At 73.7% G+C, this 12,406-nt stretch carries 11 protein-coding genes and 1 pseudogene; 3 read left to right on the top strand and 9 right to left on the bottom strand.

All coding sequences use genetic code 11. The annotated features are described in order from the left end of the window. Positions 1–43 precede the first annotated feature (43 nt). Positions 44–802 (top strand): hypothetical protein, encoded by a 759-nt coding sequence (locus ACGFYV_RS00920; protein ID WP_393876187.1) that lies wholly within the window; start codon positions 44–46, stop codon positions 800–802. A 43-nt stretch (positions 803–845) separates the two neighbouring features. Here ACGFYV_RS00920 and ACGFYV_RS00925 read toward each other — a convergent pair whose 3' ends face one another. The 8 genes and pseudogenes from ACGFYV_RS00925 to ACGFYV_RS00960 all read right to left on the bottom strand — a co-directional run bounded on the left by ACGFYV_RS00925 (position 846) and on the right by ACGFYV_RS00960 (position 9,141). Continuing rightward, a complete protein-coding gene (locus ACGFYV_RS00925) occupies positions 846–1,745 on the bottom strand; it encodes a serine/threonine-protein kinase (RefSeq protein ID WP_393876188.1) in 900 nt (299 codons plus the stop codon). Continuing rightward, on the bottom strand, positions 1,742–3,796 hold the full coding sequence (locus ACGFYV_RS00930; protein ID WP_393876189.1) for an ABC transporter ATP-binding protein: 2,055 nt from the start codon (positions 3,794–3,796) through the stop codon (positions 1,742–1,744). Before ACGFYV_RS00930 ends, ACGFYV_RS00925 begins: the two co-directional genes overlap by 4 nt. A 159-nt stretch (positions 3,797–3,955) precedes the next feature. Next, positions 3,956–4,165 (bottom strand): hypothetical protein, encoded by a 210-nt coding sequence (locus ACGFYV_RS00935; protein WP_393876190.1) that lies wholly within the window; start codon positions 4,163–4,165, stop codon positions 3,956–3,958. A 170-nt stretch (positions 4,166–4,335) separates the two neighbouring features. Next, positions 4,336–5,076, bottom strand: a complete 741-nt coding sequence (locus ACGFYV_RS00940) for an FAD:protein FMN transferase (protein WP_393876379.1) — start codon at positions 5,074–5,076, stop codon at positions 4,336–4,338. Between the two features lie 109 nt (positions 5,077–5,185). Beyond that, positions 5,186–5,650: pseudogene (locus ACGFYV_RS00945) on the bottom strand (FMN-binding protein); the annotation flags it as partial. 35 nt (positions 5,651–5,685) lie between these two features. Further along, positions 5,686–7,068, bottom strand: coding sequence for a ferric reductase-like transmembrane domain-containing protein (locus tag ACGFYV_RS00950; RefSeq protein WP_393876191.1), 1,383 nt, complete (start codon positions 7,066–7,068; stop codon positions 5,686–5,688). Positions 7,069–7,135: 67 nt separating this feature from the next. Next, positions 7,136–7,768 (bottom strand): FMN-binding protein, encoded by a 633-nt coding sequence (locus ACGFYV_RS00955; RefSeq protein WP_393876192.1) that lies wholly within the window; start codon positions 7,766–7,768, stop codon positions 7,136–7,138. Between the two features lie 8 nt (positions 7,769–7,776). Next, positions 7,777–9,141, bottom strand: coding sequence for a ferric reductase-like transmembrane domain-containing protein (locus tag ACGFYV_RS00960; protein WP_393876193.1), 1,365 nt, complete (start codon positions 9,139–9,141; stop codon positions 7,777–7,779). Positions 9,142–9,422: 281 nt separating this feature from the next. Between ACGFYV_RS00960 and ACGFYV_RS00965 the strand changes: the two genes are divergently transcribed. Then, entirely contained in the window at positions 9,423–10,163 is a 741-nt protein-coding gene (locus ACGFYV_RS00965; RefSeq protein WP_393876194.1) for a response regulator transcription factor, read from the top strand. Between the two features lie 5 nt (positions 10,164–10,168). Further along, positions 10,169–11,647, top strand: a complete 1,479-nt coding sequence (locus ACGFYV_RS00970; protein WP_393876195.1) for a sensor histidine kinase — start codon at positions 10,169–10,171, stop codon at positions 11,645–11,647. A 56-nt stretch (positions 11,648–11,703) separates the two neighbouring features. Here the strand turns inward: ACGFYV_RS00970 and ACGFYV_RS00975 are convergent, their stop codons facing one another. Further along, positions 11,704–12,405 carry a L,D-transpeptidase gene (locus ACGFYV_RS00975; RefSeq protein ID WP_393876196.1) on the bottom strand — a complete coding sequence of 234 codons (702 nt, stop codon included), beginning with the start codon at positions 12,403–12,405 and terminating at the stop codon, positions 11,704–11,706. Between the last annotated feature and the right edge of the window lies 1 nt (position 12,406).

Consider the following 12,406-nt stretch of genomic DNA (forward strand, 5'->3'; position numbering starts at 1 on the left):
CCATGAGTCCTGTGGGTCCCGTGGGTCCCATGGGTCCGATGAGATGACCTGCGAGAAGCTGCGGGAGGCAGGCGCCGAGCTGGCGCTGGGCGTGCTGTCCGGCCGCGAGCGGGCCGAGGCCGTCGCCCATCTGGACCACTGCGCGGAGTGCCGGGAGTACGTCGAGCAGCTGACCCTCGTCGGCGACCGGCTCGTCGGGCTGCTCCCGGACGCCCAGCCTCCGAACGGATTCGAGACCCGGGTCGCGCGCCGGCTGGCCCAGCAGGCGCCCGAGCCCGAGGACACGCACACCCGCGCGTCCGGCCCCGCGCTCCAGGACCTGCGTGGCCGCGTCCACCGGGCCCGGCTGCGGCTCGCCTCCGGCGTGGCCGCGTTCGCCGTCGTCTGCGGGCTCGCCGGCTGGGGGATCAGCAACGCCGTCGAGGCGGTCACCGCCTCGCCCGCCCCCGCCATCGCGACCGAACCGGTGCTGGTCGGGGACTTCACCTCGGTCACGGACGGCGGGAAGCCGGTCGGCGAGATCTACGCCCACCCCGGCGCCCCCGGCTGGATGTTCGTGACCCTCGCCCTCACCGGCCCCCGCGCCTCGTACACCGGGAAGGTCGGCTGTCTCCTGGAGCACAAGGACGGTACGACCGTCCAGGTCGGCCACTTCTCCCTGCGCGACGGACACGGCAGCTGGGGCGTGACGGCCAAGGTGGACCCCGGGAAGGTCACCGGGGTCCGCCTGACGTCCTCTGACGACACCGTCCTCGCGAGGGCCCAGCTGGAGGTCGGCCAGGTGCAGGCCCCGGAGACCTGAGCCCGGTCCCCGCCGGGGCCTCGGACGTGGGGCGGCCGGGGCCTCAGGCGTGGGGCGCGCGGTATCCGCCGGGCAGCGTCGCCGCCAGGGCGGCGGCCAGTTCCCCGACCGTGGGCCGGGCCGCCGGGTCGGCCCGGAGGCAGGCGTCCACCGCGCCCGCGAGGAGGAGGGGCAGGCGTCGCCGGGACGCCAACGGCGGGGCGTTCTGCTCCAGTTGCGGATACCAGTCGTCCGGCCCGCCCGTGCCCTCGTCCGCCTCGGCCGCCGTGCCCGGCTCGTCCTCGCTCCCACCGCACTCGAACGGCAGGTCACCGCAGGCGACCTCGAACAAGGTGATGCCGATGCCCCACACGTCCGCGGCGGCCGTGAGCGGTCCGCCGCGGGCCTGCTCCGGGGAGAGGTAGCAGCATGTGCCGAGTCCCGCGGGAGCGGGCCCCGGCGGGCGCGCCACGCTCAGGTCCAGCACCTTCGCGTGGCCGCGGTCCACCACCACGTTGGACGGCTTGAGATCCAGGTGCAGCAGGCCCCGGCCGTGCAGGTAGTGCGCCGCGGAACACAGCTGCGTCCCGAGCAGGGCCACGTCGGCGGCGGCCGGTCGGCGTCGCAGCCGGTGCACGAGGTGGGACAGCGTCTCGCCGGTCAGCGTCTCCAGGACGACGAGCGGCTCGGGGGAGGCGACGGTCTCGTAGGCGCGGACCAGGTGCGGATGGGTGAAGTCCCGCAGCAGGCGGCCCTCGCGCAGCAGCCGTTCGCCCAGCCGCCGCTGGTCGCGGCGACCGGGCCGCACCATCTTGATCACGCACCGGCAGTCGCGCTCGGCGCTCCACGCGTCGTAGACGTCGAGCCAGCCGGTCCGCGTGAGATGGGTCAGCACCTCGTAGCCCCGGACCGGTCGGGTGCCCGGTGCCAGGGGCGGGGCCTCCTCGGGGGCGAGGGCCGTCATGACAGCACCTTACCCGGGGGCTTCGCCCCGTTCGTACCCTTCATGTCGTTCATACCGTTCGCGCTGCTCGTCCTGCCTACGGCGCTCGTGCCGCCCGTGCCGTCTGTGTCACCCGTGCCGCCCGTGCCGTCTGTGTCACCCGTGTCGCCCGTGTCGCCGGTGTCGCCGGTGCCGCTCGTGCCATCCGTGCCGCCTGTGCTGTTCAGCCGGTGCAGACGGGCGTACGTGCCGTCGCGGGTGAGCAGGTCGTCGTGGGCGCCCTGCTCGACGACCCGGCCGCGGTCGAGGACCACGATGCGCGTGGCGTCCCGGACGGTCAGCAGGTTGTGCGAGATCACGATCGTCGTCCGCCCGGCCATCAGCCGGCGAAGCGGCTCCATGATCCGCCGGCCCGAACGGATGTCGAGACCCGTGGTCGGCTCGTCCAGCAGGAGCACCGGCGCGTCCCTGATCATCGCGCGGGCGATCGCCAGCCGCTGGCACTGTCCGCCGGACAGCGTCCGGCCGCGCTGGCCGACCAGCGTGTCGTAGCCCTCCGGCAGCCGCTCGATGAACTCGTGCGCGTCCGCCGCACGCGCCGCCGCCACGATCTGCGCCTGCGTCGCCTCCGGGCGGCCGTAGGCGATGTTGTCCCGCACGGTGCCGTGGAAGACGAGCGTCTCCTGCAGCACCACCGCGACGCTCTCGCGCACGTCGGCCAGGCACAGGTCCCGCAGGTCGGTCCCGTCCAGGAGGATCGCCCCCCGGCCCGGGTCGTAGAAGCGCGACTGGAGCTTCGCTACCGTCGACTTGCCGGCCCCGCTCGCCCCGACCAGGGCCAGCGTCTCGCCGGGTGCCACATGGAACGAGACGTCCGACAGCGCCCAGGACGACGTGCCCGAAGGCGACGTGCCCGGAGACGACGTGCCCGAAGGCGACGTGCCCGGAGACGACGTGCCCGGATAGGAGAACCACACGCCCTCGAACCGCACGTCACCGCGCGCCCGGCCGACCCGCAGGGCTCGGGGGGCCTCGGTGACCTCAGGGCGCTGGTCGAGCAGTTCGATGATCCGCTCGGCCGAGGCGGAGGCCGTGTAGAAGGTGGTCCCGAGGTGGGACAGGTCGCGGACCGGGCCGTAGAGATTGCCGATCAGCGCCACGAAGACCAGCAGCCCGCCCAGCGTGAGCTGCCCCTGCGTCAGTTTCCAGGTGCCCAGGCCCATCACCGCGAGACCGCCCGCCACCTCGATGATCTCGACGACGGGCCCGTAGACGGCACGGATCCGGGCCGAGGCCATGGCCGCCCGGAACCTGCCGGCGTTCTCCTTGTCGAACCGGCGCTGCTCCCACCCCTGCCGGTTGTAGGCCTGCACCAGGGCGACATTGCCCAGCGTCTCCTCGGCGATCGCGCTGATCGAGCCGCTCAGCCGTCTGCGCTCGCGCGAGGCCTCCTTGAACAGCCGTGAGAAGTGCCGGGCGGCTCCCCAGAACAGCGGCACGATGACGAGCGCGAGCAGGGTGAGGTCCCAGCTCAGGTAGAACAGCAGGCCGAGGAAGACGCTGAGGCGGATCACGTAGTACAGCGCGTCCGCCACCCCGGAGAGCAGGAACGTCTCGACCGCGTCGACGTCACCGGTGACCCGGGACAGCAGGTCGCCGAGCCGCCGGCGTTCGAAGAAGCCGAGCGAGAGCCCCTGGACGTGCCGGAACACGTCGGAGCGCAGCGAGAGCAGGAAGCGTTCGCCGACCCAGGTCGACAGCAGGTCGTCGGTGACCCCGACCAGTCCCGAGCCGACGATGAGGCCCAGGTAGGCCGGTGCGATCCACAGGAACGGACGCAGATCCCGGGGGACGAGCACGTCGTCCACGACGACCTTGAAGAGCCAGATCTCCGCGGCGTCGATGACGGGGCCGATCAGGCTGAACAGGGCGACGGGCACGAGCCAGCGCCGGCCACCGCGCGTGTACGGCCAGAACCGGCGGAACACCTCACGCGGGGGTACCGGGGGAGCGGCCGCGACGACGTCGGAGTCCGCGCCCACCGCCAGCAGACGCCGAAGGACCTGCGCCATGGCGTGCGTTCCTCATGTCGTGAGCGGTGACGGATGCCGTGAGCAGTGATGGATGTCTTGAGTGGCGAAGGATGCCGTGAGCAGTGGCGGATGCCTTGAGCAGTGACGGCCGGGCGGACCGGTCCTCCGGGCTTCCGGTCCGCCCGGCCTCGGATGCGGTCAGTAGCCGCCGTGGCCGCCGTGGCCACCACCGTGGCCGCCGTCGTGCCCATGACCGCCGTGGTCGCCGTGGCCACCGTTTCCGTGGCCGCCGTGGTCGCCGTGGTCACCGTGGTCGTGACGGTTCCCGTGACGATCGTCGTCGTGACGAGACGAGTCGTCGCCGTAGTCCCAGCCCCTGGCGGGCAGGAGACTGCTGAAGATGGCCATGTTCGTTCCTCCCGAATCCTGGACTACAGGGGATACGGCTCAGGGCGGGACTTGGATGGCCTTCTGGGAAAAAAGTTCATCTTTCATCTGAAGTGGGGCGGAGGGGGAGGGAGGGGCGAGGGCACGGGGCGGGCGAGCAGGCGGGCACGGGGCAGGCGGGCGGGGGAGGCTCAGCCCAGCCGTGCCGCCAGCCCCCCGGTGCAGCGCACCTCGTCCCCGGCCGTGATCAGCAACGCCTCCACGTCCGGCAGGGACTCCAGCCACCCGAGCCCCGCCCTCGACCCCATCGCGAACGCCGCCGTGGCCCAGCAGTCCACCCAGGTCAGCCGCGGCCCCACCACGGTCACCGCCACCAGGTCCGTGACCGCCGGCCAGCCGGTCCGCGGGTCCACGATGTGGTCACCGCGCTCCGCCGTGCCCGACGTCGCCACCGACAGCTCCGTCACCCCGGCCGTCGAGACCACCGCCGCCAGCCCACCCGGGCGCAGCGGATCGGACACCCCCACCCGCCACGGCCGCCGCGGCTCCGGCGCGCCCAGCAACTGGACGTCACCGCCCCCGTTCACGCTCACCCCGCACACCCCGTCGACCGACGCCAGCAGCCGCGCCGCCCGCTCGGCCGACCAGCCCTTGACGATCCCGGTCGGGTCCAGGGGGCCCCGGTACCGGGGGCTGAACCACCCCTCGCTGACCCGCTCCGCCTCGGCCGCCAGCGCCAGCACCTCGGCCACTTCGGGAGCGCACCGGTCAGCCGTCAGCTCGCCCCGGGCCAGCCGCGACACCTCGCTGTCCTCGCGGTAGGTGCTGAACAGCGCGTCGACACGGTGCAGGCCCGCGACCGCCTGTGCCAGCGCCTCGCGCACCGCGTCCGGTTCCCCGCCGCGCACGTCGAAGGAGAAGACGGTCCCCATGACCTCCTCCGCGTGCCGTACCCCGGCGGGAGCCCCGGCCGACCCGGCCACCGCGTCAGCCACCGGCCCGGTCCGGCGTGGACTGCGGCGACTGCGGCGACGGCTCGTAGCCGGTGCCGGAGGGCGTGGCGGCGGACGGGGACGCCCTCACCTTGTCCAGCGCCGACTGCAGCGACCGCTTGTATCCCGCGCTCGTGTACGTCGCCCCCGAGACGGAGTCGATCCGCGCGCTCTGCGCGTCCACGGCCTCTCGGTTGAGCCTCGGCACGGCGAGCGCGGACTTCTGGTCGCTGGTCCCGCCCCTCGGCGCCTGTACCGCCTCGGCCCTGGTGATCCTTCCGCCGGCGACGGTCAGCCGTACCTGCACGACCCCGTACTGCGTGGTGGCCGCCGCCCCCGTCACCGTGCCGGTGCCGTCGGCGGCCCGCGCTCCCGCCGTTCCCCGCGGGTCCGGGCCCGGTGCCGTGGAGGCCGCCGGATCCGTCGCGGGCTTCAGGGACAGCAGCAGCACGACACCGGACACGGTGGCGGCGGTGGCCAGCACGACGCGCCGGACGGGGTGGCTCTTCCTCATCGCTCCCACATCGCTTCCACTCTCCGTAGCTCCGCTCACATCTCGAACGACTCGTGATGGATGCGGCGGGCGGGAACCCCCGCGCCGCGCAGTGCCTCGTACACCGTCCGCGTGAACCCGGGCGGGCCGCACAGGAAGACGTCGTGCCGGTCGATGTCCGGGATCTTCTTCTCCAGGTTCTGCGCCGAGATGTCCGGACGCTCGCCGTCCGGGCTGTTGACCGCGTACATCAGCCGGGCGCCCCGCTCGTCGGCGATCGCGGCCAGTTCGTCCCACAGTGCCAGGTCCTGGGTGGTGTCGGCCCGGTACAGCAGGGTGATGTCACCGGACGCCCCGGGCAGCGTCTCGAACAGTGCCCGCATCGGCGTGATGCCGACCCCGCCCGCGACCAGCAGCACCTTGCCCCGGCTGCGCCGCTGTGCGGTGAGCGCGCCGTACGGACCCTCCGCCCACACCCGGGTGCCGGGCGTGAGATCCCGCAGCCGGGTGCTGTGGTCGCCGAGCGCCTTCACCGTGATCCGGAGCATGCCGGGTCGGGGCGCCGCCGACAGGGAGTACGGATGCGAGCTGAACCGCATCCCGCGTGCGAGGAACCGCCACCGGAAGAACTGGCCCGCCTCCGCGCCCATCCGGTGCAGCTTCCGCCCGCCGATCAGTACCGACACGATGCCCGGCGTCTCCTCGATCACCGCCTCCACCCGCATCCGGTGACGCAGGTTCAGCCGGATCGGCGCGAGGATCCGGTACCGGAGGACCAGCGCGGTGACCGAGCCGTAGAGCACGTACCAGAAGGTCCTGGCGGCGGGTTCCACCGCGAAGTCGTTGCCGGTGCCGATCTGGTGCCAGAACGTCAGGAACACCGCCGCGTACGTCAGCACATGCACGTGGTACCAGGTGTCGTACGGCAGCCGGCGGCGGATCCCGCCGATCGACGTCACCCCGATGAGCACGAACAGGCCCGTGCCGACGGCGGCCTTGCCCATGTCCGGCAGCTGCTCGACGGAGTCGGCGGTCTGCCGGACGATGTCGCCGAGCGACCTGCCCGCCTGGAGCGCGTACCCCCACATGGTGAGGAACGCGTGCGCGGCGACCAGACAGAGCGTGTAACGGCCGCTCATCGCGTGCCAGCGGGCCACCCGGTCGGAGCCGACGCGGCGCTCCAGCGCCGGGACGCGCGCCATTTGGAGCACGACGAGCGCCATCAGGTAACCGGCGAGCAGACCGGTGATGCGGCCCGCGTTGAGGATCCGGCCGTGGTCGTCGGCGATGGACGGGGTGTCGTGCCACCACAGCCACAGCACGGCCGCCGCGCCCGCCCACACCGCGAGCAGCAGCGGGACGGCCGGGGAGCGACGCGGGCGGATGCGGCGCATCGTCTGGCGGCGGGCGGCACGACCGCCTGCGAGCGTGGTGGTCACGGTTCCTCCGTGGGGGGCTCGGCCCTTGACCCTTGGCCCAGAGATACGCGCCGCATGCGTCGGGTGTTCAGCGCCCCGACGCGTCCAGCGCCGACTGGAGCGACTGCCGGTAGCCCTCACTGGTGTACGTGGCCCCGGAGACCGCGTCGATCCGCGCGCTCTGCGCCGACAGGGCCTCGCGCCGCAACTGCGGCAGGGCGTAGCCGCTGATCTCCTGGTCGCGCGGGGTGTCCGTCGGGTAGACGAGGGCGGTGACGTCGGTGAGCCGGCCGTTCTTGATCGTGACCCGCACCTGGACCGGCCCCCACTGGGTCTGCACGGTGTCGCCGGTGACGGTCCGGGTGCCGGTGTTCGGCGTTCCGCCGCTCTTCCCCGGGGACGCGGAGGGCGCGGGGGACGTGCCGGATGTGCCGGACGTGCCTGCCGTGCCGGACGTGCCTGCCGTGCCGGACGTGCCTGCCGTGCCGGACGTGCCTGCCGTGCCGGACGCGCCTGCCGCGCCGGACGCGCCTGCCGCGCCCGATGTGCCTGCCGCGCCGGACGCGCCGGCGCTGCTGCCCGGTGCGGGCGAGGCGCTGCCCACCGTCAGGGCCGGGCTCGTGTGCGGCTTCAGTGAGAGCAGCAGGACCATCCCCGAGACCGTGGCCGCACTCGCCAGCACGACGCGGCGCAGGGGGCGGTTCTTGTTCAACGCGTGCACGCGGGGCCTCACAGATCGAACGACTCGTGGTGGATACGGCGGTCCGGCACCCCGGCCGCCCGCAGCGCGCGGTACACGTCCTGGGCGAAGCCGTGCGGGCCGCAGACGTACACGTCGTGGTCGGCCACGGCCGGGCACGCCGCGCGCAGCGAGTCGGCCGTGATGCCCGGCCGCTCCTCCCGCTGCCCGTTGAGCAGGTACAGCACGCGCCCGCCGCGCCACCGGGCGATCGCCTCCAGTTCGCCGCCCAGCGCCAGGTCGGCCGCGGTGCGCGCCCGGTAGAGCAGGGTGACCTCGCCGGGCAGCGTCTCGAACAGCGCGCGCAGCGGGGTGATCCCGACCCCGGCCGCGATCAGCAGGGTGCGGTGCCCGGTGGCACGGTCGGCGGTCAGGGAGCCGTAGGGGCCCTCCGCCCACACCCGGGTGCCCGGACGCAGCAGCGGGACGGCCGCGCTGTGGTCGCCGAGCGCCTTGACGGTGATCCGCAGCCGGTCCGGGCGCGGGGGCGCGGACAGGGAGTACGGCGTCGACGCCCAGCCCAGGCCCTCGCCGAGGAACCGCCAGCGGAAGAACTGACCCGGCCGCGCCCTCAGCTCCTCCAGGTGCCGTCCGCGCACGACGACCGAGTAGACCCCCGGAGCCTCCTTGTGAACCGAGTCCACACGCAGCCGGTGGCGCCGGTTGAGCCGGACCGGGGAGAGGATCCGGAACCACACCACCAGGGCCGCCACACCGACGTACAGCGCGTACCACAGGGCGGTGGCCGCCCGGTCGCCGCTGAACTGCTCGCCCAGCGTCAGCTGGTGCCAGAAGGCGAGGAAGACGGCCGCGTACGTGAGCAGGTGGACGTAGTACCAGAACTCGTGGGTGGTCCGGCCGCGCACCGCCCGCGCCGAGGTGACGCCGACCACGAGGAGGATCACCGTGCCGGCGGTGGCCTTGAGCATGTCCGGGTAGTCGAGGACGACGGTGACCGTCTCGTGCCACACCGCCTCACCGTCCTGGGCGGCGTACCCGGTGAGGATCAGCACGACGTGCGCGAGCAGCAGACACACCGTGTACCGGCCGGCCATCGCGTGCCAGCGCGCCACCCGGTCCGAGCCGATCCGCTCCTCCAGCAGCGGCACCCGCGCCATCAGGGCGACCAGCACCGCACAGGCGTACCCGCACAGCAGCCCGGCGATCCGCCCGGCGCCGGTCAGCCAGCCCGCCGTACCGACCACGGACCGCGTGTCCGCCCACCACAGCCAGACCACGGCCGCCGCCCCCGCCCACAGCACGGTCAGCACCGGCCCGGCCACGGAGGGGCGCCTGGTCCGGGCCCGGTTCCGGGTCCGGGGCGGGGCGGCCCGCCCCGCGTCCACGGTGGTCATCAGTCCTCGCCTCGTTCCCACGTTCGCCTGTCGCTTCCGCGTCGGCCGGTATCCGTGCGAGCCGCAGCACCACAGCACCCACAGCGCCGTAGCACCACAGCGCCGTAGCGCCGCAGACCCGCAGCGCCGTAGACCCGCAGAGCCGCCGGCGGCCAGGACACCACTGTGCGTGCCGAAGCTTTGAGGAAGCTCTGAGCAGCCTCCGCGGACCCCGCTCAGAGCAAACTCACAGGTGACCGTGTGGCCCGCCGCTCCCCGCACGAGCGATGCTGGGAGGCGCGATGAACACCACCCGCTCCGGCCACCCCGCCCTCACCCGCCCCGACGGCACCCCGCTGCGCGTCCTCGTCGTCGACGACGACCCCGACCTCGCGGAGGTGCTCACCGGCGCCCTGCGCTACGAGGGCTGGGAGGTGCGCGACGCCGGCGACGGGGCCTCCGCCGTCACCGCCGCGCGCGACCTGGCGCCCGACGCCGTCGTGCTCGACGTGATGCTCCCGGACACCGACGGCTTCGCCGTGCTGCGCCGGCTGCGCGAGGTGACGCCCGACGTGTGTGTGCTCTTCCTCACGGCACGGGACGCCGTCGAGGACCGTATCGCCGGCATCACCGCGGGTGGCGACGACTACGTGACCAAGCCGTTCAGCCTGGAGGAGGTCGTCGCCCGGCTGCGCGGACTGCTGCGCCGGGCCGGGATGGCCCGCCGGCCGCACGAGGGGCCGCTGCTGGTCGTCGGCGACCTCGTGATGGACGAGGACGCGCGCGAGGTGACCCGGGCGGGCGAGCTGATCGAGCTCTCGCCGACCGAGTTCGAACTGCTCCGCTTCCTCATGTGCAACCCGCGCCGTGTCCTCAGCAAGGCCCAGATCCTCGACCGGGTGTGGTCCTACGACTTCGGCGGCCGGGCCCATGTGGTCGAGCTGTACATCTCCTACCTGCGCAAGAAGGTGGACGCGGGACGCGAACCCATGATCCACACCGTGCGCGGCGCCGGCTACGTCCTGAAGCCGGTGACCAGGTGAGCCCCGTGGGCCTGCCCCGCCCGCGCGCACCGCGTGCCCCGCGCACCCTGCGTGCCCGGCTCACCCTCGGCCTGGTGGTCCTCCTCGCGGTGAGCTGCGCGGCCGTCGGACTCGCCGCGGTCGTCGAGCTGAACGGATTCCTCACCCGGCGGGTCGACGAGCAGCTCGCCCAGGTCGGCACCCGGTTCCCGGAGAGCCTGGAGCGGGGCGGCCTGGTCCGCGACGACCACGACGGCGACGAGTACGGCGACACCCGCCGCCAGGCCACCGGCACCTTCGGCGCCCGCCTGCTGCACGGCACGGTCACCCACAAGGGCCTCATCCGCTCCGGCGACCCCGCCACGGAGCTGAACGTCGACCTGACGGCCGCGGACGGGCGGCGGCTCGCGGCGGTACCGGTCGACGGCAGGCCCCACACCGTCGAGCTGTCCGCGCTGGACGAGTACCGCGTCGTCGCCTCTCACGGCCGGGACGGGGACGTGCTGGTCGTCGGGCTGCCGCTGGAGCCCGTGCGGGCCGCCGTGCGCCGGCTGGAACTGGTGGCCGGGGTCGTCTTCGGCCTGGCCCTCGTCGTGACCGGTGTGGCCGGTGCGCTCTGGGTGCGCTGGTCGCTGCGCCCGCTGAGCCGGGTGACCGCGACCGCGACCCGGGTCAGCGAACTGCCGCTGGCCAACGGGGAGGTGGAGCTGCCGACGCGCACCCCCGATGCGGACCCGCGCAGCGAGGTCGGCCAGGTCGCGGGGGCCTTCGACCGCATGCTGGGGCATGTCGAGGACGCGCTGACCAAGCGCCACGCCGTCGAGGAGCGGCTGCGCCGCTTCGCCGCCGACGCCAGTCACGAACTGCGCACCCCGGTCGCCTCGGTCCGCGGCCACGCCGAACTGGCCCTGCTGCACCCGGGTCCGGTGCCCGCGGAGGTGAACCGTGCGCTGCGGCGCATCGCCGCCGAGTCCTCCCGCATGGGCGAGATGGTCGACGACCTGCTCCTGCTCGCCCGCCTGGACGCGGGCCGCCCCCTGGAGCGAGGCCCGGTCGACCTGACCCATCTGGTGCTGGACGCGGTCACGGACGCGAGCGCCGCGGGCCCCGGCCACCGCTGGACCCTGGACCTGCCGGAGGAGCCGGTCACCGTGACGGGCGACGCCCACCGCCTCCACCAGGTGTTGGCCAACCTGTTGACCAACGCGCGTTTGCACACACCTGTGGGCACCGAGGTGACGGTGACCCTCGCGGCCGAGGACGGCACGGCCCGTCTCGCGGTCCACGACAACGGCCCCGGCGTCCCCGAGGACGTCCGCCCGCACGTCTTCGAACGCTTCACCCGCGCGGAACACCGCCGCCACCCCGACGGCGCGGGCGGCGGCGCCGGCCTGGGCCTGTCGATCGTCGCGGCGGTGGTGGAGGCCCAGGGCGGCCGGGTCGACCTGGCGAGCGCACCGGGCGCCACGACCTTCACCGTCCGGCTGCCGAGGCCACGCACCTGACCGCCGCAGTCGGTACCCGGTGATCGCCGCAGTCGGTGCCGCGTGACCGCCGCCCGTCAGTACCGCGTGATCGCCGTGGTTCCGGCGGCCGTCCCGATCGCCATGTGCGGGTCGCGGGCCGGGTCGGCCCACCGCAGGATCCGCTGCATGGCGTCCTCCGGTACGGAGACGCAACCGGCCGTCGCCGCCTTGCCGTTGACGTGGAGGAAGATCCCGGCGCCGCGCCCGTGCACCGGCCACGCGTGGTTGAAGCCGATGACGAGTGCGTACGTGTACTGGGTCGTGTAGGTGATCAGGTGCTCGGACTCCGCGGCACGGCAGTCCGCGGGGAGCGGGTCCGTCCAACGGTTGTACCTCGTGGAGTCGTTGTCCTCGCACCACCAGGACGTCTCCTTCACCGGCCGGTACTCGACGCGGGTCCCGGCGGGTGCCGCCTTGATGCCGAAGCCGAAGGGGAGGTCGTACAGGCCGGTCGGTGTCGTGTTCGTGCCCTGCTTGCGCGCGGTCCCCTCGACCAGTCCCTTCGCCCCGAAGCGGGCGGGAGCGGTGCCCGCCTGGACCCACTGCCCGTCCCGCAGGTCCCACCAGGTGACCGTGCCGGACGGGGCGTCGGTGCCCGGCGCCTGAGCGGTGATCAGCTGGGTGCCGCCGCCGGTGTCCGCCAACTGCGCGGGCAGGGGCGAGGCGTCGGCGCCGGGCGCGAGGCCGAGCGCGCAGAGGGACGCGGACACGAGGGCGACGACGACACCGGAGCGCATG

The organism is Streptomyces sp. NPDC048297 (assembly GCF_043201585.1).
Classification (GTDB): domain Bacteria; phylum Actinomycetota; class Actinomycetes; order Streptomycetales; family Streptomycetaceae; genus Streptomyces.